The organism is Actinomadura sp. NBRC 104412 (assembly GCF_030269515.1).
In the GTDB taxonomy this organism is placed as follows: domain Bacteria; phylum Actinomycetota; class Actinomycetes; order Streptosporangiales; family Streptosporangiaceae; genus Spirillospora.
Genome location: NZ_BSTM01000006.1, coordinates 57105 through 82549, shown reverse-complemented (window position 1 = coordinate 82549; position 25445 = coordinate 57105). Strand labels below are relative to the sequence as shown.

Here is a 25445-nt window from a genome sequence, read left to right as displayed (position 1 = left end):
CAACCCCGCCCGCTCATGGCAGCTCGCCCCGCCTGGCCCGGGCCATCGCCTGCCGGTACCAGTGGGCGCTGTCCTTCCAGCGCCGCTCACCGGTGGCGTAGTCGACGTGGATCAGGCCGAAGCGGCGGTCGTAGCCGTAGGCCCACTCGAAGTTGTCCAGCAGCGACCAGGCGAAGTAGCCGCGCACGTCCACGCCCCCGTCCTCGATCGCGCGCCGCATCGCGGCGATGTGGTCGCGGAAGTAGGCGATCCGGTCGGTGTCGTGGACGTGGCCGTCCGGGGTCGGCTCGTCGCGGTAGGCGGCGCCGTTCTCGGTGATGACCAGGGGCAGGCCCGGATGATCCCGGTGCAGGCGCAGCAGCAGCTCCTCCAGGCCGGTCGCGTCCACCGGCCAGCCCATCGCGGTGCGCGGGCCCGGCTGCTCGACGAACTCCACGTCGTCGCAGCCCACGAAGGGCGACGCCTCGCCCTGCTTGTGGCCGTCGGCGTGGTCACGGGGCGAGGCGCCGTCCCAGAGGCGTACGAGCGTGGGCGAGTAGTAGTTCACGCCGAGCGTGTCGAGCGGCGCGGCGACCGTCTTCTCGTCGCCGTCCCGGACAAAGCCCCAGTCGGTGATCGCGGCGGTGTCCTCCAGCAGGTCGGACGGGTAGCCCCGGCCGGTGAGGGGGTCCAGGAAGACGCGGTTGGCGACGGCGTCCACGCGCCGTACCGCCTCGGGCTCGCCGCGCAGATGGTGGAGGTTGAGGGTGATCGAGTGCTGTGCGTCGGGGGCGGCGGCGCGCAGCTCCCGCGACGCCAGGCCGTGCGCCAGGTTGAGGTGGTGCGCGGCGGCGAGCGCGGCGGCCGGGTCGGTACGTCCGGGCGCGTGCACCCCGGCGGCGTAGCCGAGGAACGCCGAGCACCACGGCTCGTTCAGCGTCGTCCACGTGTGGACGCGGTCGCCCAGGACGCGTCCCACCTGTGCCGCGTACTCGGCGAAACGGTACGCGGTCGAGCGCTCGGGCCACCCGCCTGCGTCCTCCAGCTCCTGCGGAAGGTCCCAGTGGTAGAGGGTGACGAACGGCGCGATCCCGTTCTCCAGCAGCGCGTCGACGAGCCGCGAGTAGAAGTCGAGGCCCCTCCGGTCGCCGGACGCGACGCGCGGCCAGGCGATGGAGAACCGGTAGGCGTCCAGGCCGAGCTCGGCCATGGAGGCGACGTCCTCGCGCCAGCGGTGGTAGTGGTCGGTGGCCACGTCCCCGGTGTCGCCGTTGAGGGTCTTCCCCGGGGTGTGGCTGAAGGTGTCCCAGATGGAGGGGACGCGGCCGTCCTCGTTCACCGCGCCCTCGATCTGGTACGACGCCGTGGCGGCGCCCCAGACGAAGCCTTCGGGCAGGGTCCTGGCGCCGCCTTGTCCGGGCCGAGGCGTCATGGGGCGATCCCTTCAATGTTTCCTTCGGTGTTTGCTTCCGTGTTCGCTTCGGGGTGCCTTCGCAGGGTGACGACGAGGTCTGCGGCGGTGGCCCGGATGAGAGCGCCCTGGTCGTGGCCGGTCACGGTGCCGCCCTGGACGGTGATGGAGGCGGGGTCGGTGTTGACGAGCAGGACGTTCCACTCCCCCGCGTTCTCGGCGGTGACGCGCAGCTCGCCGCCCTGGCGGGTGGTGGTGAAGGTGGCGTCGGCGACCTCGGTGGTGACGCGCGCGCCGTCCCGTGGTTCGTACACGCGCAGGGTCACGCCCTCCGCGTGGGGGTAGTCGGGACGGTCGTCGACCGCGCCCTCGGGAACGACCGCTCCGGGCCGGACGAGCAGGGGCACGCTGTCGAAGCCGTGCCGTTCCCGCACCCAGCGTCCCCCGTGCACGCGCTCGCCGGTGAGGTAGCGCGTCCAGACGCCGTCGGGGACGTAGTACGCGACGTCGCCCTCCACGGTGAAGACGGGCGCGACCAGGAGATCGTCGCCGAGCATGTACTGCCGTTCGAGGTGAGTGCAGGCCGGATCGTCCGGGAATTCCAGGATCATCGCGCGCATCATCGGCAGCCCTTCCTCGTGGGCCTGCCGTGCCGCGCCCGCCAGGTACGGCATGAGCCGCATCTTCAGGCGGGTGAAGTGCCGCAGGACGTCCACCGACTCCTCGTCGAAGAGCCAGGGCACGCGGTAGGAGCGGCTACCGTGCAGGCGGCTGTGGGACGACAGCAGCCCGAACGCGATCCAGCGCTTGAACAGCCCCGCGTCCGGCGTCCCCTCGAAACCGCCGATGTCGTGGCTCCAGTAGCCGAACCCCGACAGGCCCAGGGAAAGGCCGCCTCGCAGGCTCTCCCCCATCCCCTCGAACGTCGATTCCGAATCGCCGCTCCAGTGCACGGGAAAGCGCTGCCCGCCCGCGGTGGCCGAACGCGCGAACACCACCGCCTCGTCCTCGCCCCGCCGCTTTCGCAGTAACTCGAAGACCGTCCGGTTATAGAGGTAGGTGTAATAGTTGTGCGCGCGTTCCGGATCGGAACCGTCGAAGTAGACGACGTCGGTGGGGATGCGCTCCCCGAAATCGGTCTTGAAGCAGTCGACGCCCATCTCCAGCAGCGCGTCCAGTTTCGCCGCGTACCATTCGCGCGCCTCGGGGTTGGTGAAGTCGACGACCGCCATGCCCGGCTGCCACAGGTCCCACTGCCACACGTCCCCGTTCGGGCGCCGGAGCAGGTAGCCACGCTCCTTCGCCTCCGCGAACAGCGGGGAGAGCTGCGCGATGTACGGGTTGATCCAGACCGAGATCCGCAGCCCGCGTTCCTTGAGGCGGCGCAGCATGCCGGGCGGGTCGGGGAACACCCGCGGGTCCCATTCGAAGTCGCACCACTGGAACTCGCGCATCCAGAAGCAGTCGAAATGGAAGACGCTCAGCGGCAGGTCGCGCTCGGCCATTCCGTCGATGAAGCCCGTGACGGTCGCCTCGTCGTAGGAGGTGGTGAACGAGGTGGACAGCCACAGCCCGAACGACCAGCCGGGCACGCGGGCGGGACGCCCGGTCAGCGCCGTGTACTTGCGCAGGATCTCCTTCGGCGTCGGCCCGTAGATGAGGAAATACCGCATCGACTGGCCCTCGACCGAGAACTGTGTCCGCGCCACCGCTTCCGAGGCGACCTCGAACGACACCAGGCCCGGATGGTCGACGAACACCCCGTAGCCGGCGTCGGTCAGGAGGAACGGCACGTTCTTGTACGCCTGCTCGCTGGCCGTGCCGCCGTCGGCGTTCCACATGTCCACCTGCTGGCCGTTGCGCACCAGCGGGCCGAACCGTTCACCCAGCCCGTACACGTGGTGGTCGACGCCGAGATCGAGCTGCTCCCGCACGTAGTGACGGCCGTCCGCGGTGTCGATGACCGCGGTGGACTTGGGACGGGTGCCGGTCAGCCTGCGACCTGCCGCGAGGACGTCCATGCCCCAGTGCTCGCCGCGTCCGAACCGTACGGTGAGCGCCCCCGAGGTGAGGCTGGCCGCCTCATCGGTGATGGAGACCTCCGCGTCCGGCGGCGGGTCGGTGGCCAGGGCGAACGCGGGGCCGCGCGGCTCCTCCCCGGCGAAGTGGGTGATGGTCACGCCGATCACGTCCGGCGCGGCGGCCGTGCACGCGATCGTGACCAGCGGCCCCTGCAGCAGGTCGCCGCGGTGCCGGATGTGCTGGACGGGCGCGTGCACGACCAGGGAGCCGGGCGCGGGCGCCGCGCAGTCGAGGATCTCGACCGGGTACGACGCCCGCACGCCCTCCCGCATCCTCCAGTAACCGTCGGTGAACTTCATCAAGCCCCTTACTGGTCATTTGACGGCGCCCGCGGTGAGCCCGCGGGACAGGGTGCGCTGGAAGATCAGGAAGAAGACCACGGTGGGCAGCAGTCCGAGCAGCGAGGCGGCGCTGGACATGGTCGCGTCCATGAGCCGCTGTCCTTGCAGCACGCCCAGCGCGACCGACACCGTCTGGTTGTCGTTGCCGACGAGGAAGACCAGCGGGATCAGGAACTCGTTCCAGGTCCAGACGAAGAAGAACACCGCCAGCACCGCGAGCGTGGGCCGGATGACCGGCACCACCACCTGCCACAGCACCCGCCAGCGCCCGGCGCCGTCGATCCGCGCCGCCTCCAGCAGCGGGCGGGGGAACGCGCCCAGCACCGAGGACAGCAGGTAGGTGCCGAACGCGCTCTGGATCACCGTGAACACGATGATCACGCTGAGCCTGGTGTCGTACAGGCCCACCTGCTTGGACAGGTAGTACAGGGGGTAGACCAAGGACTCCTGCGGCAGCGTGTTGGCCAGCAGCAGCACGGCCAGCACCCACATCCGGCCCTTGATCCGCCCGATGCCCAGGGCGTAGGCGTTCAGCACCGACAGCAGTACCGCCAGGACCGCCACCGACCCGCTGATCAGCGCGCTGTTGAGCAGCACCTGCCCGAAGCCGACGCGCTCCCAGAACCCGGTGATGGCCTCGAAGCTCACCCTCTCCGGCGGCGCCAGCGGGCCGTTCGCCGAGTAGTCCTCCGGCGTCTTCACCGCGTTGAGCAGCACCACGGCGAACGGGATCAGCATGACGGCGGCGAGCGCGACCAGTGCCACCAGCGTCGCGTACGCCGACGGGCCGCGGCGCCGCTTCCCGCCGCCGCGCCGCCCCAGCGCCGGGACGCCTCCGGCGCGGGCCGCGATCGTCCCTACACTTCGCTCGGTCATGACGGCTCGGGCTCTGCGGCGTTCTGCGCGCGCAGGAACACCACGGTCAGCGCGACGATGATGAGGGTCAGCACGGTCGAGATCGCGGCGCCGTACCCGACATCGGTCTTGTCGAAGAAGTTCTGGTACGAGTAGTACGACGGGACGTTGGTCGCGCCGCCGGGGCCGCCCTTGGTCAGCACGTAGATTGGGACGAACACCTTGAGCGCGGCGATGGTCGTCCACAGCAGCACCACGAAGATCTCCGGGCGGATCTGCGGCACCGTCACGTGCCGGAACCGGCGCGCCCAGGACGCCCCGTCGATCTCGGCCGCCTCGTACAGGGACGGGTCCACCCGCTGCAGCCCGGACATGAACACCACCAGCGGGAACCCGATCTGCACCCACACCATCACGACCATGACCGTCCACAGCGCGGTGGCGGGGTCGCCGAGCCAGTCGTGGGCCAGCGCGTCCAGGCCCACCGCGCCCAGCACCGCGTTGACCGCGCCGTCGTCGGGGTCGAGCAGCCACGACCACACCACGCCCGCGATCACGACCGGCAGCACCTGCGGCAGGTAGAGGCAGGCGCGCAGGACGCTGGCGGGGCGCGGACCGAAATGGCGGTCCACCAGGTCGGTCAGCAGCGCCGCCAGCACCAGCCCGATCCCGGTCGGGACGATCGCCATCGCCACGATCACCAGGACGTTGTTACGGAACGAGGACCAGAACTCCCCGTCGCCGGCCAGCTCGCGGTAGTTGGCGAGGGCGGCCCAGGCGGGCGTGCCGACGCCGTCCCACTCGGTGAGGCTCACCGCCACGTTCATGGCGAACGGCGCGCCGATCACGCCGGTGAACAGCACCAGCCCGGGGACCAGGTACGGCAGGTACCCGAGCCGTTCCCGCGTCCGGGTCGCAGCGGTCACTTGGGCACACCGTCGTCATAGGCCCGCTGGACCTCCCCCAGGATGGAGGCGGGCGAGCCCGAGCCGTTCATGATCTTCTGGCCGGCCGCCACCCACTTGTCGTAGAACGCGGGAACCGGCCAGTCGGGGTAGTAGGCCAGCGCGTTGTTCTGCGACAGCGTGGCGAAGTTCTCGACGAGCCGCTTGGTCCTCGGATCGGTGATGGCCTGCGGGTCGGCCGCGACCGGAATGCCGCCCGCGTTGCCCAGCGCGTTCTGGATCTGCTTCTTCATCGTGATGTCGATGAAGTCGTAGGCCAGCCTCTTGTTCTTCGAGCCCTTCGGGATCACCCACAGGTTGCCGCCCGATCCGAGCGTCAGCTTGGAGCCGGGCCAGACGAAGGTGTCCCAGTCGAACCGGGCGGTCTTGGCGACGCGGCCGAACCACCAGCTCCCGGAGAACATCATCGGGTAGTCGCCGCGCATGAACGCCAACCCCGCGTCCTCGGCCTTGCTGCCCACCGAGCTGCGCGCGACGTATCCCTTCTTCACCCAGTCGGCGAAGGTGGTGGCGGCGTAGGTCCAGGCCGGGTCGGTCAGGCTCGCCTTCGTCGTGTAGCGCTGGTAGGCGTCGACCCAGGCGGGATTCGCCCGGTCGAGGGCGAGCTGGTAGATGAACTGCTGCGCCATGTACTCGGCCCCGGCGTTGGCGAACGGGGTCACTCCCTTGGCGACGAAGGCGTCCATCGCGGCGAGCAGCTCGGGGTAGGTGGTGGGCACCTTCACGTCGTGCCGCTCGAAGAGGTCCTTGTTGTAGTAGACCTGAAGGTATTCGGCGTAGTTGGGGACGCCGAACCACTTGTCGCCGCCCATCGTGCCCCTGGCGTCGTACTTCGAGGTGACCTGGATGTTGGGGGCGAGCAGCTTGTCCCAGCCGCGCTTGGCGACCTCGGCGGTCATGTCCTCCAGCAGGCCCTGCTTGGACAGCAGTCCGGCGGTCGCGTTGCCCTTGTTGTACTCCATGACGTCGGGGGCGTCCTTGGAGTTGAGGACCATCGGCGCGGTCTTCTGGATCTGCTCGAAGCCCTTCTCCTCGAACTTCACCTTCACGCCGGGGTGGGTGCGCTCGAACTCCTTGATCGCCTGGTTCCAGGCCACGCCCATGGCGCTGTCCGGCGGCTCGTAGTGCCAGAGACGCAGCTCGTTCGGATCGGACTCGCCGCCGTCACCGCAGGCGGCCAGCGCCGTCAGTGCCAGTGCCCCCGCGGCGAGCGCGGCCGTCAGCGCCGCGCCCCTGCGTGCCTTGATCATGGTGCTCCTCCGGGTGGGGGTCGAGGGCCCGTTCAATCGAAGCGCTTCGACTGGGGATCGCCCGGATCGTAAGCGCACCGGCGCCGCGGCACAAGGGGTATGCGACCCCCGATTTCCGACCAGGCCGCTGACCTGCGCCGATACATGGGAGCGCTCCCAAATCGGCCACCGCCGGGCCGGGGCTGTGGGCGGGTCCCGGCCCGGCGGCAGATCAGCGAGCGCCGTAGAGGTGCTCCAGGGCGAGCTGGTCCAGGCGCTCGAAGGCCGCGCCGCGCTTGGCGAGGGCGTCGATGTCGGGGGTGAAGTCGCGGACCGACCGCCAGGTCTCGCCCTCGGCCAGGGTCGGGACGGACAGCTCGTCCACCCGGGCCGCGCGCAGCGCCTCCTGCACCTCGGGGTCGGCGCGGAACGCCCGCACCCGCTCCCGCAGGATCAGCCAGTTGCGCATGCAGGCGGCGGCCGACACCCACACGCCCTCGTCGTCCTCGGTGCGGGGCGGCTTGAAGTCGAAGTGGATCGGGCCGTCGTAGTCGCTCTGGTCGATCAGGTCCACCACCCAGAACGCGCCGCGCGCGTTGCCGGCGCCGAACCGCAGGTCCTGGTCGTAGCGCGGGCCGTTCTGGCCGTTGAGGTCGATGTGGAACAGCTTGCCGTGCCACAGCGCCTGGGCCAGGCCGTGCGCGTAGTTGAGCCCGGCCATCTCCTCGTGCCCGACCTCGGGGTTGAGGCCCACCAGCTCGGGGTGCTCCAGCTCGTCGATGAACGCCAGCGCGTGCCCGACGGTCGGCAGCAGGATGTCGCCGCGCGGCTCGTTCGGCTTGGGCTCGATCGCGAAGCGCAGGTCGTAGCCCTTCTCCAGGACGTAGTCGCCGAGGATGTCGAAGGCTTCCTTGTAACGGTCCAGCGCGGCCCGCACGTCCTTCGCCGCGCCCGACTCGGCGCCCTCGCGCCCGCCCCAGGCCACGTAGACCTTGGCGCCCAGCTCGGCGGCGAGGTCCACGTTGTCCATCACCTTGCGCAGCGCGAACCGGCGCACGTCACGGTCGTTGGAGGTGAACGCGCCGTCCTTGAAGATCGGGTGGCCGAACAGGTTGGTGGTCGCGGTGGTCACCACCAGCCCGGTCTCCTCCAGGGCCTTGCGAAACGCGGAGATCTTCTGGTCCCTGGCCGCCGCGGTGTCGTCGAAGTCGAACACGTCGTTGTCGTGGAAGTTGACCCCGTACGCGCCGATCTCGGCCAGTTTGCGCACCGCCCGGTCGGCGGGCATGGGCGCCCGGGTCGCGGGGCCGAACACGTCCACCGCCTGCCAGCCCACCGTCCAGATCCCGAAGGAGAACCTGTCCTCCGGCCGCGGGGTGTAACGGTCGTCGCTCATGAACTGTCCCCTCCAAGGGTCTCGCTGGTGTCGCGTAGCGCGGCGTACCTGCCGCGGACCTCCTCGGCCGCCGCCCTGTCGGCGTCGGTCGCGGTGAACTCGGTGGCGGGCACGGCGGGCCAGCGCGGCGGCTCGGGCGTCCCGGCCAGCGCCCACGCGGCCTGTCTGGCGGCGCCGAGCGCCACGTACTCGCCGGGCTCGGGCACCGTGACCGGCGTGCCGAAGATCGCGGGAGCCAGGGCCTGGACGGCGGCGGACCGGGCACCGCCGCCGATCAGCAGCGTGCGCCGCGGCCGGCCTGTCGTTCCGGGGGGTGGCCCTCCGACGGGAACATGCACGCCCTGGGCGGCCAGATGGTCCGCCGCGTCGGCGAGCGAGCACAGCAGCGCCTCGACCGCGGCCCTGGCCAGGTTCTCGCGGGAGGCGTTGGACGTGGTCAGCCCGGTCAGCACGCCGGTGGCCCGGGGACGGTTGGGCGTCCGCTCGCCGTCCAGGTAGGGCAGCAGGGTGATGCCGCCCGCGCCCGGCTCGGCGGCCAGCGCGAGCTCGGCCAGCTCGTCCAGGCTCGCGCCGGTCAGTGCGGCGGCGGAGGTCAGCACGCGGGCCGCGTTCAGCGTGGCGACCAGCGGCAGGAACCGCCCGGACGCGTCGGCGAACCCGGCGACCAGCCCGGACGGGTCGGCGGCCGGGGCGCCGGAGACCGCGAAGGCCGTCCCGGACGTGCCGATCGACACCACCAGGTCGCCCTCGTCCAGGCCGAGGCCCAGCGCCGCGCCCATGTTGTCGCCGGTGCCCGGGGCCAGCCGCCCGCCCCAGGGCGTCTCCCCGACGGTCTCGGCGGGACCGGCCACCCGCGGCAGGTCGGGCACGTGCCCGAGCGCGGCGCGGACGAACTCCGGCAGGTAGCGGCCCTCGGCGGGCGACCAGTAGCCGGTCCCGGAGGCGTCGCCACGGTCGGTGGCGGGCTCGGGCGCGCCCAGCCGCAGGGTCAGCCAGTCGTGCGGCAGCATCACGGCCGCGGTGCGCCGAGCGTTCTCCGGCTCGTTCTCGGCCATCCAGCGCAGCTTGGTCACGGTGAAGGACGCGACGGGCACGCTCCCGGTGCGCTCCGCCCACGCCTTGGCCCCCCCGAGCTCCTCGGTGAGCGCGCGGGCCTGCGGCGCCGAGCGGGTGTCGTTCCACAGCAGCGCCGGGCGGATCACCTCGCCGTTCTCGTCCAGCGCCACCATCCCGTGCTGCTGCGCGGCCACCGCGACGGCGTCCGCCCGTTCCAACAGGTCCCGGGCCGATTCGAGGGCCTCCCACCAGTGCCGGGGATGGCACTCGGTGCCGTCCGGATGCGGCGCGGTGGCCGAGCCGACCACCGTCCCGTCCGCGGCGTCACACAGCAGGACCTTGACCGACTGCGTCGAGGAATCGATCCCGGCGACGAGCACTGCCCCTCCTCCGCGCGGTCATGCGCCGCGACGCCGAAAACTTGCGAAAACATTTCGAAGGCTTGCGATCGTGAGCAGACTAAACCGCCGTGGGCCACCGCACAATCCATCCACCCGGGCGGAGCGGGGAACGATCAGGGAGCGTAGTTCATGACGTGGTCATGGAGCAGCCCCGGCGCCTCCGGGTCCCGGCGGCGAAAGGCGTCGATCAGCAGGGCGTGCTCGGCCGACTTGGAGTAGATCTCCGTCCTATGCAGCCGCAGGGACAGGGTCGTCCACAGCTCGATGCCCAGCGACTCCCACACCGACATCAGCAGCCGGTTGCCGGCGGTCTGCACCACCTCGCGGTGGAACTCGATGCTCAGCCGCATCTGGGCGTGCAGGTCGCCGGACTCGGCGGCCTCAGCGAGCAGCGCGTTGTTCCGTTCGAGCGCGTCCACGCGCTCGGCCAGGCGGGGCAGCGCCAGCTCGGCGGCGGTGCGCTCCAGCCCGGCCCGCACCGGGAAGATCTCTCCCAGGTCGCGCTCGGTGAACGCGCGGACCCGGGCGCCCCTGTTGGGCAGGCTCTCCACCAGCCGCAGCGCCTCGAGCTGGCGCAGCGCCTCGCGGACCGGGCCCTGGCTGACGCCCAGCTCGGTGGCGATCCGGCGCTCGACGAGGCGCTCGCCCGGCTCCCAGCGGCCCGAGCTGATGCCCTCGACGATGAACTCCCTGATCTGGTCGGCCAGACCGGTGCGCAACAGCTGAGCGGACTCGTTCACGCGACAATGGTAGAGGTCAGGCGGGGGTCGGCCGGCTGGCGGCCGTTCCGTTCGCCGCCCCGTGGGTGCATACTGGAACCGTAATGATCGATCATTGATCAATGATGATCGATGGAGCCCCGCGGTGACCCCGTGGACCGCTCCCGAGCCGAGGAGAGAACGCCGATGGCCGAGACCACCAGGGCCCGCCCACGCCGGACGTCCGCCCCCCGCACCGGAACGGGCACCGGTTCCGGGACGGGCGCGACGACCGCTCCCGACCCGGAGGAACTGGCCGGCTATTACCGGCGGATGCTGCTGATCCGCCGCTTCGAGGAGCGCGCCGCCCGCGCCTACACCGAGGCCAAGATCGGCGGCTACTGCCATCTCAACCTCGGCGAGGAGGCCACCGTCGTCGGCCTGATGGCGGCGCTGCGCCCCACCGACTACCTGTTCACCAACTACCGCGAGCACGGCTACGCGCTGGCCAAGGGCATCTCCGCCGAGCGCGTCATGGCCGAGCTGTACGGCCGTTCCACCGGCGTGTCCAAGGGCTGGGGCGGCTCCATGCACATGTTCGACGCGCAGGCCCGGCTGCTCGGCGGGTACGGCATCGTCGGCGGGCAGGTCCCGCTGGCCACCGGCGCCGCCCTCGCCGTGACCTACAAGGGCGGCGACGAGGTCGTGATGTGCCAGATGGGCGACGGCACCGCCGCCATCGGCGCCTTCCACGAGTCGCTGAACATCGCGGCGCTCTGGGACCTGCCCGTCGTGTTCGTCGTGGTCAACAACGGGCTCGGCATGGGCACCCCGGTCGAGGCGTCCGCCGCCGAGCCCGAGCTGTACCGGCGCGGCACCGCGTACCGCATGGACAGCGCCCGTGTGGACGGCACCGACGTGATCGCCGTCCGGGACGCGGCGCGGGTCGCCGTCGAGCACGCCCGCTCGCGGTCCCGCCCCTACCTGCTGGAGACCGTCAGCCCCCGGCTGCGCGGCCACTCCGTCGTCGACCCGGCCCGCTACCGCAGCAAGGAGGAGCGGCAGGCCCTGCTGGAGCGGGACCCGGTCGCCGCCCTCGCCGACCGCCTGGAGAAGGACGGGGTGCTGACGGCCGAGGCGAGGGACGCGCTGGACGCCGAGGTCACCGCCGAGGTCGAGGCCGCCGCCGCGTTCGCCGACCAGAGCCCCGAGCCGGAGGTCTCCACGCTGTTCGACTACACCTACGCCACCCCCGTCCCCGGCGAGCGGCGCCGCCTGCCCGCCGACCCCGTCTTCCGTTCCTGAGGAGTCGCGTCGTCATGGCACCCATCACCTACCGCCAGGCCCTCAGGGAAACGCTGCGCGCCGAGATGCTCAGGGACGAGAACGTCTTCCTGATGGGCGAGGAGATCGGCGTCTTCGAGGGCTCGTACAAGATCACCGAAGGGCTGCTCACGGAGTTCGGCCCGCGCCGGGTCCGCGACACCCCCATCGCCGAGGAGGGCTTCGTCGGCGCCGCCATCGGCGCGGCCATGCTGGGGCTGCGCCCGGTCGTCGAGATCATGACGATCAACTTCTCGCTGCTGGCGCTGGACCAGATCGTCAACCATGCCGCCAAGATCTACGGGATGTTCGGCGGGCAGGCGAGCGTCCCGCTGGTCATCCGCACCCCGGGCGGCGGGGGCCAGCAGCTCGGCGCCACCCACTCGCAGAACGTCGAGCTGTTCTACTCGTTCGTCCCCGGCCTCAAGGTGGTCGCGCCCTCCACCCCGGCGGAGGCGTCGGCGATGCTCAAGGCCGCGATCCGGGACGACGACCCGGTGCTGTTCCTGGAGAACCTCGCGCTCTACAACACCAAGGGCGAGCTGCCCGCCGAGCCCGCGCTGATCGAGCCCGCCGAGATCGGCCGGGCCGCCGTCACCCGTTCCGGCACCGACATCACCATCATCGGCTACTCGCGGATGGCGCACGTGGCCCTGGAGGTGGCCGAGACGCTGGCGGCCGAGGGCGTCTCCGCCGAGGTCGTGGACCTGCGCAGCCTGCGTCCCCTGGACCGCGAGACGATCGTGGAGTCGGTGCGGCGCACCGGCTGCGCCGTCGTCGCCGAGGACGACTGGCTGACCTACGGCATCGGCGCGGAGATCGCCGCCACCATCCAGGAGGGCGCCTTCGACTGGCTGGACGCGCCCGTCCGCCGCGTCGCCATGGCCGAGGTGCCGCTCCCGTACGCCAAGCCGCTGGAGACGGCCGCGCTGCCCTCCGCCGGCTCCCTGCTCACCGCCGTCCGCGACACCCTGCGCGCGACCGGCCGCGCCGCACTGGAGACCACCGCCCCATGACCGAGATCCTCATGCCCCGGCTCTCCGACACCATGGAGGAGGGCGTGATCAGCTCCTGGCAGAAGAAGCCCGGAGACCCGATCGCCGTCGGCGACGTGCTCGTCGACATCGAGACCGACAAGGCCGTGATGGAGTACGAGGCGTACGAGGCCGGCGTGCTCGGCGAGATCCTGGTCGGCGAGGGCGAGACCGCCGCCATCGGCACCCCCATCGCCGTCATCGTCCCGGAGGGCACCAAGGTCGAGGCTCCCGCGAAGGAGCCCGTCGCGGCCCCCGCCGCCGCTCCTGCCGCCCCGGCTCCCGCTCCCACGGCTCCCGCTCCTGCCGCCCCGGCCCCGGCCCCGGGCCGGACGCCGCGTGGGACGCGCCCGCCGTCCTCGCCGCTGGCGCGCAGGCTGGCCCGCGACCACGGGATCGACCTGTCGACCCTCACCGGCAGCGGGCCCGGTGGGCGGATCGTACGCGCCGACATCGAGGCCGCCATCCGCAACACCGCCCCCGCCCCCGCGCCTGCGGCCCCGGCCCCGGCCCCGGCTACGGTCCCGGCTCCGGCCACGCCCCCGGCTCCGACCGCGGACGAGGACGTACGCCGCGTACCGCTCAACCGGTTCCGCAAGGTCGCGGCGCGCCGGCTCACCGAGAGCAAGCGGAACGCGCCGCACTTCTACCTCAACCGGGAGGTGGACGCCGAGCGGCTGCTGGAGTTCCGGGCCGAGCTCAACGCGGCGCTGGCCCCGGCGAAGGTCAGCGTGAACGACCTGATCGTGAAGGCCGCCGCCACCGCGCTGCGCGAGCATCCGGCGGTGAACGTGTCCTACACCGAAGAGGATCTGGTCTTCCACGAGCGGATCCACATCGGCGTCGCCGTCGCGGTGGAGGACGGCCTGCTGGTGCCCGTGATCAGGGACGCCGACCGCAAGAGCGTGTCGCGGATCGGCGCCGAGACGCGTGCGCTGGCCGCCAGGGCCAGGGAGGGCAGGCTGACCGCGCAGGAGATGAGCGGCGGCACGTTCAGCGTCAGCAACCTGGGCATGTACGGGGTCGGCGGCTTCGCCGCCGTGATCAACCCGCCGGAGGCGGCGATCCTGGCGGTCGGCGCGGTACGGGACGAGCCGGTCGTCCGGAACGGTCAGGTCGTCCCGGGCAAGCGGCTGGCGGTGACCCTGTCGGTGGACCACCGCGCCACCGACGGCGCCACCGGCGCCGCCTTCCTCGCCCGCCTCGCCGAGATCCTGGAGAACCCCCTCCTCATCGTGGCGTGACGACCGCGTTCCCGCGTGCCTCGTCGGGGGTGACGGGACGCAGGACGGTGGTGTAGGTGTACGTCCGGTCGGGGCGGACCTGGTACTCGGGACGCACCGGGTTGGGGGTGTCGCCCACGCCGGACACCGCGTGGTTCACGTGGAGGGTGTTCCAACCCGGGTTGCGTTGGAGGGCGAACGGGTAGAGCGCGCGATCCAGGTCGTCGTACGGGGTGACGCTGACCTCCAGGTCTCCGGCCACCAGGAGTCCCGCGCGGCCATCGGTGAGCATGGCCCAGCGCACGTCGTCATGGTTGCCGTAGTCCTGGGGGCGGTAGTACGAGACGTACTGCTGGTCGACGGAGGACGACCACACGCCCATGCGGGTGCCGTCCTTGCGGTCGTTGTAGTTCTCGACGGGGCCGCGACCGTACCAGGCGAAGGACTTGTAGCGGTCCGGCAGCTTGAGCGTGTAGCCGACCCTGGCGAGATAGGGCAGGGTGCGTGCGCTGCCCTGCGGGACGACCTGGTGCCTGAGGTCGATCTGGCCGGAGCCGTCGATGGCGTAGGTGGTGGTCTGGTCGAAGAAGGCGTTGCCTGTGCCGTTGACCCGGCTGGGGATCTGGACGGTCACTCCACTGGAGCCGTCCGGGGTCACGGTTATCTCACCTGGTGTGGTGGTGAGGCGGTCAAGCCCTGCCCTGCGCCAGTCCTCGCCTTCGGCGTTGCCCCAGGTGTAGGTCTCGTTGCTGATGGGCGGGCGCCACACGTCCAATTCCGGGCCGGTACGGAGGAGTTCGGTCCCCCTGTAGCGCATCGAGGTGAGAGTGCCCTTGGCGCGGTCGAAGACGTAGCGGAAATGGCGGCCGGTGACAATGATCTCGTCACTCGTCCGGGAGGTGGAGACCGCGCCGGTCGCGGGTTTCCTGATGCCGGGGACCTTCGTCCCGCCGGCGGGGAACTGCCCGAAGCCGACGACATGGCCGGCCGGGGCATACCAGGTCCTCCCGTTCAGGACGACATCGACCGTCAGCCACCGCTCGTTCTCGGACGGCGCGGGCGGGATCGCCACCCGAGCCGTCCCGCCGGGTTTCAGGTCGAGCGGTCGCGTACCGGAACGGATGATGCGCTTGCCTTCGCTGTAGCGCCAGCGCAATTGCAGGTCGGACGTGCCGGCGAAGGCGCGCTCACTGGTGACCGCGACACCGTCGTCCGTCCGGGTGACGCGGATCGGCGACTGCACCCAGGCGAGCTGGGCCAGTTCAGGCTGGAGGTAACGGTCGGTGCCGACCAGCCCGTCCACCCCGGAAAGGCTCTGCCCGTTGGAGAGGAAGCCGCCCTTCTGGGGGAACTGGTCGAAATTGAGAGCGAGCACGGCGTCGCCGGCCGGATCCGCGCCGGAGCCCAGCTCGTCCGGTGTGAGCGCACGGCCGTAGATGCGGACTTCATCGATCGTTCCGTGCGCCATGCGACCGCTGTAGTTGTCCTGCATGGTGCCGGAGTTCCGGCCGATGTTGACATCACCCGACGACCAGTCGATGGTGCCCGAGTACGTGACACGGGCGGCCTCCCGCCCGTCCACGTAAAGGCGCAGGGCGGTGCCGTCATAGGTTCCGGTGACCCGGTGCCAGGTGTCGTACCAGTTGGACGGCACGGGCGCGCGGACGGTACGCCAGGTGCCCCCGCTGAAGATGTAGAACTCCAAAGTGGTCTCGTTCGACATCTTGAGGCCGTACTGGTGGTCGCCCTTCGTCATGATGGTGAAGTCGCCGGTCCACGGGCGGACGGGTTTGACCCACGAGTCGAGGGTGACGGCGTTCCCGGTGAGGTCGAGCCGGCGGTCCCGGTAGACCTCGACGAAATCGTCCAGGCCGGAGAAGTAGAGGGCCTTGCCCCTGTGGCCCTCGACTCTTTCGGGCAGTCCTTGCGTCCACGCCAGGATGCCGTTGCCCGAAGAGTCGGGAGTGGTGATGAGCGGGTGCCTCAGGTTGGCCTCCGCCCAGTCCCAGATGAAACCACCCTGGGTTTGCGGGTGGCGGCGAATGACCTCCCAGAATTCACGGAAGTTGCCCAGGCTGTTGCCCATCGCGTGGGCGTACTCCCCCATGATGATGGGCTTGGTCGTGGCCGCCGCCTGCTGCTCCAGCCGCGCCGGAGTCGGATAGCGCGGCCCCCAGACGTCCGCGAACGGGGCGTCGCCATCGGGACTGTTGGACTGGTGATACAGCGGCCGCGTCGGGTCGGTCTCGCGCGCCCACTCCGCCATTTTCGTGTGCGCCTGGCCCAGGCCCGCCTCGTTCCCGGTGTCCCACAGGAAGACGCTCGGATGGTTCTTGTCGCGCGCCACCATCGCCTGGAAGCGTTCGAGGAACGCCTTCTGCCATTCGGGCCGGTCCGCCAGGCAGTCGCGCCGGTCACCCGCGGGCCTGGCGCAGTTCTCGTAATTGTGGGTCTCGATGTCGACCTCGTCGTCGATGTAGAGCCCGCGCCTGTCGGCCAGCTCGTACAGATACGGATCGGACGGATAGTGCGCCGTCCGGATCGCGTTGATGTTGAGCCGTTTCATCAGCGCGACGTCCGATTCCTGACGCTCGCGCGTCTGGTGCCGTCCGGTGTCGGGATCGGTCTCGGGACGGTTCACGCCCTTGATGAGGACGCGCTTCCCGTTCACCAGCAACCGCCGGTCCCTGATCTCGATCTCGCGGAAGCCCACCTCCTCCCAGACGCTATGGACAACACCTGAAGGTCCGGACAGCTCCAGCCGCAACCTATAGAGCGAGGGCGTCTCATCACTCCATTTCGCCGGGTTGGAAACGGGCACGCTCATCCGCAGGGTCGCACCGTCACCGGTCACGTTCGCCCGCCCAGAAAACGTCGTCACAGGACGACCGTCCGGACCGAAAAGGGTCCCCTTGACAGTGTGCTCGCCCTGGGTTCCCCCCTTGCTCGCCAGGGTCAGCGTCGTGTTGAGCGTCGCGTCCCTATACGACTCGTCCAAATCCGTGGTGATGTACGCATCCCGCACATAGGTCTTGGGTGTCGAGTACGCCCACACTGAACGGAAGATGCCGCTGTAACGCCACTGGTCCACGTCCTCCAGGTAAGAGCCGGCACCCCACCTGTGCACCTGAACCGCCACCGTGTTACCGCCAGGCCGCACATGATCGCTGATGTCGAACTCCGCAGGCGTGTAACCCCCTTGGTCATAGCCCACGTACCGCCCGTTCACCCACACGAAGTACGCACTGGTCACACCCTCGAATCGCAGGAACGTGCGCCGCCCCTCCCAATCCTTGGGAACCTCCAGCCGCTTCACATATGCGCCCGTCGGGTTGATGTCACGCGGCACCCGAGGCGGATCGTCCGGCCAGATCTCGGTCGGGATGTTCCGGAACACCGGATGGTCGAGCCGATCGCTCTGCCACGTGTGCGGCACCCTCACCTTGGGCCACCCGGACGTGTCGTACCCCTCACCGAAGAAACCCGCGGGCACGTCCCCCGGCCGATCGACGACCTTGAGCCGCCATTCCCCGTCCAGCGACCGCGTCCACCGCCGCTCGTCACCGGGTCGCAGCACGGAATGCGCCGGCTCCTGCCCCTCCCCGATCATCTCCGGATCGTCGAGATAGGCATAGACGTCCCCGGGCGCCCCCGCCCCTAGAGAACGCGCGGAAGCCATCGCCTGCATCAACGCCAGCACGAGAGCGGCCAGTGCCAGAACAGCGACCGAAACACGCACGAAAGAACGAAGCGGGAGCTGGGAGCGCATGGCGGGTGGCGCCTCCTCACGGGCAGCCCCGTGGACGCTTTTCCTGGGACGCTAAATCCACCCCCGCACCGCGTCAATACACCATGCCGATCTTGTCAACCCTCGCCAACCCACCAGACGAATCCCCAAAGTGATGATACCGGCAGCCAAGCCTCAAGCCCCCCACAATGATCAAGCGAGCCAAGCCATGCCCGGCAACACCCAGCCTGAGGCGATCTACGAGGACTGCTACTTCCACCCGGCCACTGCACGCCGCAAAGCCGAAACCGAGCAGACACCCACCGACCCAGGCCACGGCCACGCCCCACCAACGAGACGCATCCACCCCACACCCAAAGACGCCAGGAGCCGGCCCTTCCATACCCCAATCAGACCAATAGGGCAAAACCTCACGGAAGCAAGGGGCGAAGCCCCAACGGGGGTGCAGGGGGCGGAGCCCCCTGCCGGGGTCGTAGGGGCGGAGCCCCTACCCGGGGTCAGCGGTCACCGCCGCGAGCCGCCAGGCGAGCGGCGGGGATCGCTGGCCCCGCATCGGGGGGTGTGGGGGGTCGCCCCCCCCACATATGTCACAGCGTACACATCTTCGTCTATGTGATTCAGGGCTAGGCGGACGGCGCCTATGCCTACGGCTTCGTCGCCCAGGGCGGAGGTTTCGATGCGGACGGGGGCGAGGCAGAGGGGGCGGACGTGGCGGCGTAGTTCGTCGACCAGCCGGTCGCCGGTCCGGGTGAGGGCGCCGCCGATGACGATCATTTCGGGGTCGATGGCGAGTGCCATGGCGGCGATGCCTCGGGCCATTCGGGCGGCGAGGCGTTTCACGAGGGTGAGGGCTTGGGGGTCGCCGTCCCGGGCGGCGGCGAGGACGGCTTCGGCTGCGGCTTCGCCGCCGGGGCGGCTGATGGGGGTGCCGGTGAGGGCGGCCATCGTGTCGCGGAGGCCGAGTTCGGGGAGCATGCCGACTTCGCCGGCGGCACCGGAGCGGCCTCGGTGGAGGCGTCCGCCGATGACGGCGCCGACTCCGGTGTGGAGACCGGCCAGCACGTAGATCAGGTCGTCGGTGCCGGTGGCGATGCCGCGCCAGCGTTCGCCCATGGCGGCGAGGTTGGCGTCGTTCTCGACGAGGACGGGGCAGGGGAAGGAGCGGCCTAGTTCGCCTCCGAGGTCGAGGCCCTGCCATCCGGGGACGACCGTGCAGTACGCGACGCGCCCGTCGGCGTCGACGACGCCGGGGGTGCCGGCGGCGACGGCCCACAGGTCGGTGGGGTGGATGCCGGCGGCGTCGAGGCATGCCGTGGCGGCGGCGCGTACGGCGGCGAGCCGTTCGGGTGGCTGCCAGGTGAGGTCGAGGTCGGCGCGGTGGGAGCCGATGACCTGGCCGTTGAGGTCGGTGAGGAAGAGCTGGACCCGGTGCGCGTCGATGTCGAGGCCGAGTGCGTGGCCGGCGTCGGCGCGGAAGCGGTAGCGGCGGGCGGGGCGGCCGAGTCCGGTGCCGGAGCGGGGCGCGACTTCGATGACGAGGCCGCGGTCGGCCAGTTCGGACAGGACGCCTTCGGTGGTGGGGCGGGAGAGCCCTATGGCGCGGGCCAGTTCGCTGAGGGTGGGTTCGCCGCCGTCGCGGAGCGCGCGCAGTGCCGCGGCGGAGTTGAGCCTGCGGAGGACCGAGGGGTCGCCCCCATGCAGCGAGATCTCGGACACGGCACCTCTTAGGGGGTCTTGACAGGGGCGGGCCGACCATGGACAGTTAGGCCGACCTATTTACGAAAATTACTTTCGTAAATAGGTCGGCCCAGCTCAGAGGGCGTCAGAGGGCAGGTGACCGTTGTCAGCGGAACCCAGTGGGCCCACGGTCGCGGTCGTGGGCGCCGGACTGCGCGGGACGGGCTACGCCCGCCGGATCCGGGACGCGACGCGCGGCCGGGTGGTGGCGGTGGCCGAGCCCGACCGGTGGCGGCGCGAGCGGTTCGTGGCCGAGCACGCGATCCCCGCGGATCGTGCGTTCGCGAGCTGGACCGATCTGGTGGACGCGGGGCGGCTCGCGGACGGGGCGATCATCGCGACCCAGGACGCCGAGCATGCCGAGCCCGCGGTGCGGCTGGCCGGGCAGGGCTACCACATCCTGCTGGAGAAGCCGATGGCCACCACCGAGGCGGACGCGGAACGGGTGGTGACGGCGGCCGAGCGCGCCGGGACGATGCTCGCGGTCTGTCACGTGCTCCGTTATACGCCTTATACCCGGAAAATTCGGTCACTGTTGAGCGAAGGGCGCATCGGCACCCCGATCAACGTCCAGCACCTGGAGCCGGTCGGGTGGTGGCACCACGCGCACTCGTACGTCCGTGGCAACTGGCGGCGGGAGGACGCCTCCGGCCCGATGCTGATGACCAAGTCGGTGCACGACATCGACTGGATCATCCATGTGCTGGGCGAGCACCCGTCCCGGGTGGGCTCGTTCGGGCGGCTCTCGCACTTCCGACCGGAGAACCGCCCGGAGGGGGCCGCCGACCGCTGCCTGGACTGCGCGATCGAGGACGGCTGTCCGTACTCGGCCAAACGGCTCTACCTGTCCCGCCTCGGCGCACCCGGGCAGGAGGTCTGGCCGGTCAGCGCGATCACCCACGACTTCACCGAGCGGGGCGTCATCGCGGCGCTGCGCGACGGCCCGTACGGGCGATGCGTGTACGCCTGCGACAACGACGTGGTGGACCACCAGGTGGTGAGCATGGAGTTCCCCTCCGGCGCCACCGCCACCTTCACCATGGTCGCGTTCTCCCCGTACGCGCAGCGGCAGACCCGCATCTTCGGGACGGCCGGCTGCCTGGAGGGCGACGGCGTGCGCATCACCCTGCGCGACTTCGTCACCGGCGAGGTGGAGACGCTGGAGTCCACCAGGCACGGATCCGGCGGCCGGCACGACGCCGCCGACGAGGCCCTGACCGACGCCTTCGTCGATGCCCTCGCCGCCGGAGACCCCGCGCCGCTTCTTTCCGACGGGCGCGAGAGCCTCGACTCGCACCGTGTCGTCTGGGCGGCCGAACGCGCGCGCCACGCGAGATCGGTCGTCGACATCGCCCTCCCCGGCCACGGCAGAGAAGTGGACATCCTGTGGCCTCCAGGAGCCACCCGCGACCCCTGAGCCATCCCCAACCGCCTCTCAACGCGCAACACGTTTATGGCACGCTAATGACACAAAACTGCCCTGATCTGGGTGTCTTCGACAAAGTCGTATGGCGTCCAGGCCCTACCGCGCGTGGTTCTTATCATGCGACGATCGTGCTGCGCGTCGTTCTCGCCGAGACCTTCCTCACACCGGCCCAAGCCAGGTCCACGTGCCAGCACCCGCCGCAGGGTCCGGTTCCCAATGCCGCCTGAGGAGCATTTCTCCGCGAAACCGACCGTCGCGGTGTAAGAAACGGGGGCCACGGCGGGGTTACCGGGTGACGGAAACAGACAACCGTGCCCGAAGGGAGGTGGTGGCGTGAGTACGGGTGAGGATGTCGCTCGGTTCACGTCCCTCTACCGGCAGCACTATTCGAAGGTGCTCAGCTATTCGCTCGCCCATGACCAGTGCAACGTGGCTGAGGACATCACCAACGAGACGTTCCTGACGGTCTGGCTGAAACTCGACGAGGTACCGGAGGACGATCCCGTCCCCTGGTTGTTCGGCATTGCCCGCAGGCATCGTCTCAAACAGCGGGATTCGGGCCGCCGGGCGATTTCGATCGCCGACCGGATCAGGCAGTTCGGCGACGAACGCGACCACCGGTCCCGCGACACAGCCGATCTGGTGGCCGAACGGGACGCCGGGCTGGCCGCGTTCGCGTCACTATCCGAGCGGGACGCCGAGATCCTGATCCTGACCGCATGGTACGGCCTCACTCCAGCCCAGGCCGCCCGCGTCCTGGGGTGTTCCTCGGCGACGTTCTTCGTCCGGCTTCACCGCGCCCGCAAGCGACTCACCCAGGCGCTGAAGGCGGACAAGCCCAGTCCACGCCCCGTCCCCTCCGGCATCCAGACCGAGTCCCTGGAAGGACAGCACTGATGAACACCATCGACCGGACCGTCGCGGCTTTGATGCCCGAGGAGATCAAGGAAGCGTCGCTCTCTCTGCCGGACACCTCGTACGACGAGAGGATCGCGGCGATCATCGCAACCCCACGCCAGGCCCCCGCCCGGACGCGTCGCTCCTTCTTCCGCCTTCCTCTGGTGTTGACCGCCTCGGCGGCTGCGGCCACGGCGGCCGCCGTCACCATCCCTCTGCTGGGTGACGCCGACCCTCACCTCCTCCGTCCCGCGGAACGGCCCCTGGACGCCCGCACCTTCCTCCTGTCCGGAGCCAAATCGATCGAGAAGGCCCCGCAGACCACCGGCAAGTACTGGCACGTCAAGACCCGGAGGTGCACCCGTGAGGGGAAGACCTACCGCTACGTCCTCTGCGTGACAACGGAATCCTGGAAGTCCAAGACCGGCTTCATCCGGACGGTTGTCGGTCTCAATCCCAAAGTGACCTTCCCATCGGCCAAGGACAAGGCCGCCTGGAAGGCCGCCGGTTCGCCGAACCTCGTACGCGACAAGCCCGCGTACACCGAATACAGCGGCCCGGAGTGGGCCGAATGGGGCGTGAACGGCAAAGGGATGTCCCTGGACCAGCTCCTCCAATTGCCCACCACCCCGGAGGAATTGCGCAAGGTCATCGCCAAGTCGGCGGAGGGTGGCACGCTGTCCTCCACCCAGGTCGACGGGTTCCTCTGGACCTTCGCCCCGGAACTGCTCAGCCAGCCGACGACGCCGGCGACGCGAGCCGGGATCTACCGGATGCTCGCCCAGATCAAGGGCGTACGCACGGTCGGCACCGCCACTGATCCCGAGGGAGGCCCCCCCGCCATCGTCCTCTCCTACACCGAGAACATTCCACCCGCGCCCGGTGCCAAGCCCGAGCCGTACGAAAGCCGCCTGGCGTTCCGCAAGAACACCTACGAGTACCTCGGAGAGCAATCCAACACAGGGATGTCCCTCAGCAACGCCCAGCTCACCGCCGAATGGACCGACACCCTCGGCCCCCGCCAAGGCGAACGAGGCCAGAGCTGACCCGACAATCCGCCGATCGGCGAGGGGATGGGCGGTACCCGGTGGCTGGGCCGGTCATGACACCGACCTGGCCCGAGCCCAGACCCGCCGTCGCGAACTCGCTGATCGCGTGATCGCTGACAGCGATGACGCCCCTGGTGCGGGCTCAGCAGGAAAGCGCAGGAAAGGCTCGTGAACGGCGAAGCCCCAGCGTCCGGAGACCAGCTCCGGGCCTGGGGGCTTTGTCATGCTTGAGCGAGTGATAGGAATCGCCGCTGTCAGCCTTCTCGCTGTGACAGGAGACTCAGCACATGGCTGACACCGGACCCGAAGCATCGGCAGCGCATTCGACCTCGGTCGCCTTCTGCTGCGACTGGCCGATGCGCGCCCTGCGCGCGATGGACTCCGAACCCCGCACCGACCACATGGCCTACGAGTTCGCCACCCAGCTCTCCCTGGTCGCCGGCGGGCTCGGCAACGCCGTCCTGCCGCGGATGGGCCGCCGCGACATCCCGGACGGCGTGGCGGTCATCCCGCTGTCCTTCCCGCTGATCCGCCGGGTGGGCCGGGCCGCCTGCGGGCCTCCAGGCCGCGGTTTCCGGGCTGAGCGGGGTGCCCGGCGGGTGCGGCGAACGGGCCGTACCCGCCGGGCACTGCTGCTACTTGCGGTAGGTGAGGCCGTATCCGAACGGGAACAGCGGCTTCTGGCCGTCACCGCGGTTGATCGGCTGCTGGGAGGCGCTCTTCATCCAGGTGGACGGGAGCCTGCCGGTGGGCTTGGTGACGCCGAACAGCACGTCGGCCACGCCGCGTCCCTCGGTGCCCGGCAGCCACGCCGCGAGCAGCGCGTCCCACTTGGGCAGCTCGGCCGCGATGTCCAGCGGCCGTCCCGAGACCAGCACGACGATCACCGGCACGCCCGAGGCGCGCAGCCGCTCGATCGTCGCCAGGTCCTCGGCGTCCAGGCCCATCGCTCCCGGCCGGTCGCCCTCGAACTCGGCGTACGGGGTCTCGCCGACGACCGCGATGGCCGCCTTGTACGAGCCGTCGATCCCCGTGCCGTCCCTGCTGTAGGTGACGGTGCTGGACCGGCCGGCCGTCTGCCTGATCCCCTCCAGGATCGTGGTGCCCGGGGTGATCGGGCCGGACGAGCCCTGCCAGGTGATGGTCCAGCCGCCGCTCTGGTTGCCGATGTCGTCGGCGTTCTTGCCGGCCACGAAGATCTTGTTGTTGCGGCGGTCGAGCGGCAGCACCCCGCCCTTGTTCTTCAGCAGCACCTGGCTCTTGGCCACCGCCTGCCGCGCCAGCGCGCGGTGCTGCGGGCTGCCCACCGTGGCGGTGTAGCGGCGGTCGGTGAAGGGCCGCTCGAACAGGCCCAGCTCGACCTTCTTGGTGAGGATCCGCCGGTTGGCGTCGTCGATGCGCGACATCGGCACCCGGCCGGCCTGGACCTCGGCCTTGAGCGTGTCGATGAACGCGCGCCACTCCTGCGGCACCATGAACATGTCGATGCCGGCGTTGACGGCGGTGCGGACCTCCTCGGGGGTGAAGCCGGGCTGCCCGTCGATCTGGTCGATGCCGTTCCAGTCGGAGATGACGAAGCCGGAGAAGCGCAGCTCGCGCTTGAGCACGTCGGTGATCAGGTACCGGTGGCCGTGCAGCTTGACACCGTTCCAGGAGCTGAAGCTGATCATCACCGAGCCCACGCCGCGCTTGATCGCCGCACGGAACGGCGGCAGGTGGACGCGCCGCAGCTCGGCCTCGGACACCTGGGTGTCGCCCTGGTCGACGCCGCCGGTCGTCCCGCCGTCGCCGACGTAGTGCTTGGCGGTGGCGAGGATGGACGTGGGGCTGCCGCCCAGCCGGTAGCCCTGGATGCCGTTGACGATCGAGGACATCTGCGCGGGCAGCTCGGGCACCTCGCCGTAGGACTCGTAGGTGCGACCCCAGCGGTCGTTGCGGGCGACGCACAGGCAGGGCGCGAAGTTCCAGTCCAGTCCGGTGCCGGCGACCTCCTCGGCGGTGGCGGCGCCGATCCTGCGCACCAGTTCGGCATCGCGGGTGGCGCCGAGGCCGATGTTGTGCGGGAAGATCGTCGCGCCGACCACGTTGTTGTGGCCGTGCACGGCGTCCACCCCGTAGATGATCGGGATGCGCAGCGGGGTGGCCAGCGCGGCGCGCTGGAAGCCGTCGTACATGTCCGCCCACGCCTCGGGGGTGTTGGGCGTCGGCACGGACCCGCCGCCGGACAGGACCGACCCGAGCCGGTAGCGGGTGATGTCGTCGGCCGTGACGTTGCCTCGCTCGGCCTGCGTCATCTGGCCGATCTTCTCGTCCAGGCTCATCCTGGCGAGCAGGCGCTCCACCCTGTCCTTGACCGGGCGCCTGGAATCCAGCCAGGCGGTCCCGGTGTCGGCCACCGCCGCGCCGCCGGTGAGCGACAGCGTCAGGATGGTGATCAAGCCGAGCACGAGGGCCCGGGGTGGGCTGCGGTGCATCGTCGCCTCCGCTCAGGGGGGTGGGATAACGGGGGGTCGGCGGGGACGGGGAGGATTTGTCTTCCGCCCCAACAAAAAGCAACGTAGGTCGCTCCGCGGCCACGCCGAAGGCCCTGACCGA

The 25445-nt window shown here is 70.3% G+C and carries 17 protein-coding genes; 6 read left to right on the top strand and 11 right to left on the bottom strand.

All coding sequences use genetic code 11. The features are described 5' to 3' along the window. Positions 1 to 13: 13 nt before the first annotated feature. From QSK21_RS10025 to QSK21_RS09990, 8 genes are all read right to left on the bottom strand, one after another. Positions 14 to 1411 (bottom strand): GH1 family beta-glucosidase, encoded by a 1398-nt coding sequence (locus tag QSK21_RS10025; protein ID WP_285695196.1) that lies wholly within the window; start codon positions 1409 to 1411, stop codon positions 14 to 16. Beyond that, positions 1408 to 3771 carry an alpha-xylosidase gene (gene yicI / locus QSK21_RS10020; protein ID WP_285695194.1) on the bottom strand — a complete coding sequence of 788 codons (2364 nt, stop codon included), beginning with the start codon at positions 3769 to 3771 and terminating at the stop codon, positions 1408 to 1410. The genes QSK21_RS10025 and yicI overlap by 4 nt, the downstream gene beginning before the upstream one ends. 15 nt (positions 3772 to 3786) lie before the next feature. Next, positions 3787 to 4689, bottom strand: coding sequence for a carbohydrate ABC transporter permease (locus QSK21_RS10015; RefSeq protein ID WP_285695192.1), 903 nt, complete (start codon positions 4687 to 4689; stop codon positions 3787 to 3789). Then, on the bottom strand, positions 4686 to 5594 hold the full coding sequence (locus tag QSK21_RS10010) for a carbohydrate ABC transporter permease (RefSeq protein WP_285695191.1): 909 nt from the start codon (positions 5592 to 5594) through the stop codon (positions 4686 to 4688). Before QSK21_RS10010 ends, QSK21_RS10015 begins: the two co-directional genes overlap by 4 nt. Beyond that, the gene (locus QSK21_RS10005; RefSeq protein WP_285695190.1) at positions 5591 to 6883 is read right to left on the bottom strand and encodes an ABC transporter substrate-binding protein; all 1293 of its coding nucleotides are present in this window, start codon (positions 6881 to 6883) and stop codon (positions 5591 to 5593) included. The genes QSK21_RS10010 and QSK21_RS10005 overlap by 4 nt, the downstream gene beginning before the upstream one ends. Before the next feature lie 211 nt (positions 6884 to 7094). Continuing rightward, on the bottom strand, positions 7095 to 8258 hold the full coding sequence (xylA, locus tag QSK21_RS10000; protein WP_285695189.1) for a xylose isomerase: 1164 nt from the start codon (positions 8256 to 8258) through the stop codon (positions 7095 to 7097). Continuing rightward, positions 8255 to 9694, bottom strand: coding sequence for a xylulokinase (gene xylB / locus QSK21_RS09995; protein ID WP_285695187.1), 1440 nt, complete (start codon positions 9692 to 9694; stop codon positions 8255 to 8257). Before xylB ends, xylA begins: the two co-directional genes overlap by 4 nt. Before the next feature lie 134 nt (positions 9695 to 9828). Next, the gene (locus QSK21_RS09990) at positions 9829 to 10455 is read right to left on the bottom strand and encodes a GntR family transcriptional regulator (RefSeq protein ID WP_285695186.1); all 627 of its coding nucleotides are present in this window, start codon (positions 10453 to 10455) and stop codon (positions 9829 to 9831) included. A gap of 165 nt (positions 10456 to 10620) precedes the next feature. Between QSK21_RS09990 and pdhA the strand changes: the two genes are divergently transcribed. The 3 genes from pdhA to QSK21_RS09975 are packed head-to-tail and all read left to right on the top strand — an operon-like array spanning position 10621 to position 14014. Beyond that, positions 10621 to 11718, top strand: coding sequence for a pyruvate dehydrogenase (acetyl-transferring) E1 component subunit alpha (gene pdhA / locus QSK21_RS09985; RefSeq protein WP_285695184.1), 1098 nt, complete (start codon positions 10621 to 10623; stop codon positions 11716 to 11718). Between the two features lie 14 nt (positions 11719 to 11732). Continuing rightward, positions 11733 to 12752 (top strand): alpha-ketoacid dehydrogenase subunit beta, encoded by a 1020-nt coding sequence (locus tag QSK21_RS09980; protein ID WP_285695182.1) that lies wholly within the window; start codon positions 11733 to 11735, stop codon positions 12750 to 12752. Continuing rightward, positions 12749 to 14014: a dihydrolipoamide acetyltransferase family protein gene (locus tag QSK21_RS09975; protein ID WP_285695181.1), complete on the top strand. Its 1266-nt coding sequence runs from the start codon at positions 12749 to 12751 to the stop codon at positions 14012 to 14014. Before QSK21_RS09980 ends, QSK21_RS09975 begins: the two co-directional genes overlap by 4 nt. On the opposite strand, the gene QSK21_RS09970 is transcribed toward QSK21_RS09975, so the two are convergent. Beyond that, a complete protein-coding gene (locus QSK21_RS09970) occupies positions 14001 to 17603 on the bottom strand; it encodes a glycoside hydrolase family 2 TIM barrel-domain containing protein (RefSeq protein ID WP_285695180.1) in 3603 nt (1200 codons plus the stop codon). The two genes, QSK21_RS09975 and QSK21_RS09970, sit on opposite strands and share 14 nt — an antisense overlap. A gap of 642 nt (positions 17604 to 18245) precedes the next feature. Next, on the bottom strand, positions 18246 to 19457 hold the full coding sequence (locus tag QSK21_RS09965; protein ID WP_285695179.1) for an ROK family transcriptional regulator: 1212 nt from the start codon (positions 19455 to 19457) through the stop codon (positions 18246 to 18248). 160 nt (positions 19458 to 19617) lie between these two features. Here QSK21_RS09965 and QSK21_RS09960 point away from each other — a divergent pair, with 160 nt between their 5' ends. The 3 genes from QSK21_RS09960 to QSK21_RS09950 all read left to right on the top strand — a co-directional run bounded on the left by QSK21_RS09960 (position 19618) and on the right by QSK21_RS09950 (position 22847). Further along, positions 19618 to 20895, top strand: coding sequence for a Gfo/Idh/MocA family protein (locus QSK21_RS09960; protein WP_285695177.1), 1278 nt, complete (start codon positions 19618 to 19620; stop codon positions 20893 to 20895). Between the two features lie 342 nt (positions 20896 to 21237). After that, complete coding sequence (locus tag QSK21_RS09955; RefSeq protein ID WP_285695174.1) at positions 21238 to 21801, top strand: RNA polymerase sigma factor; 564 nt, start codon at positions 21238 to 21240, stop codon at positions 21799 to 21801. Next, on the top strand, positions 21801 to 22847 hold the full coding sequence (locus tag QSK21_RS09950) for a CU044_5270 family protein (RefSeq protein ID WP_285695173.1): 1047 nt from the start codon (positions 21801 to 21803) through the stop codon (positions 22845 to 22847). The genes QSK21_RS09955 and QSK21_RS09950 overlap by 1 nt, the downstream gene beginning before the upstream one ends. A 638-nt stretch (positions 22848 to 23485) precedes the next feature. On the opposite strand, the gene QSK21_RS09945 is transcribed toward QSK21_RS09950, so the two are convergent. Beyond that, positions 23486 to 25288, bottom strand: coding sequence for a glycoside hydrolase family 3 protein (locus QSK21_RS09945; RefSeq protein WP_285695172.1), 1803 nt, complete (start codon positions 25286 to 25288; stop codon positions 23486 to 23488). Positions 25289 to 25445 lie beyond the last annotated feature (157 nt).

What these genes read in the sequence shown, in the direction of transcription:
- QSK21_RS10025 (WP_285695196.1), bottom strand. Translation starts at nt 1,411, where the DNA reads ATGACGCCTCGGCCCGGACAAGGCGGCGCCAGGACCCTGCCCGAAGGC.
- yicI (WP_285695194.1), bottom strand. Translation starts at nt 3,771, where the DNA reads ATGAAGTTCACCGACGGTTACTGGAGGATGCGGGAGGGCGTGCGGGCG.
- QSK21_RS10015 (WP_285695192.1), bottom strand. Translation starts at nt 4,689, where the DNA reads ATGACCGAGCGAAGTGTAGGGACGATCGCGGCCCGCGCCGGAGGCGTC.
- QSK21_RS10005 (WP_285695190.1), bottom strand. Translation starts at nt 6,883, where the DNA reads ATGATCAAGGCACGCAGGGGCGCGGCGCTGACGGCCGCGCTCGCCGCG.
- xylA (WP_285695189.1), bottom strand. Translation starts at nt 8,258, where the DNA reads ATGAGCGACGACCGTTACACCCCGCGGCCGGAGGACAGGTTCTCCTTC.
- pdhA (WP_285695184.1), top strand. Translation starts at nt 10,621, where the DNA reads ATGGCCGAGACCACCAGGGCCCGCCCACGCCGGACGTCCGCCCCCCGC.
- QSK21_RS09980 (WP_285695182.1), top strand. Translation starts at nt 11,733, where the DNA reads ATGGCACCCATCACCTACCGCCAGGCCCTCAGGGAAACGCTGCGCGCC.
- QSK21_RS09975 (WP_285695181.1), top strand. Translation starts at nt 12,749, where the DNA reads ATGACCGAGATCCTCATGCCCCGGCTCTCCGACACCATGGAGGAGGGC.
- QSK21_RS09970 (WP_285695180.1), bottom strand. Translation starts at nt 17,603, where the DNA reads ATGATCGGGGAGGGGCAGGAGCCGGCGCATTCCGTGCTGCGACCCGGT.
- QSK21_RS09950 (WP_285695173.1), top strand. Translation starts at nt 21,801, where the DNA reads ATGAACACCATCGACCGGACCGTCGCGGCTTTGATGCCCGAGGAGATC.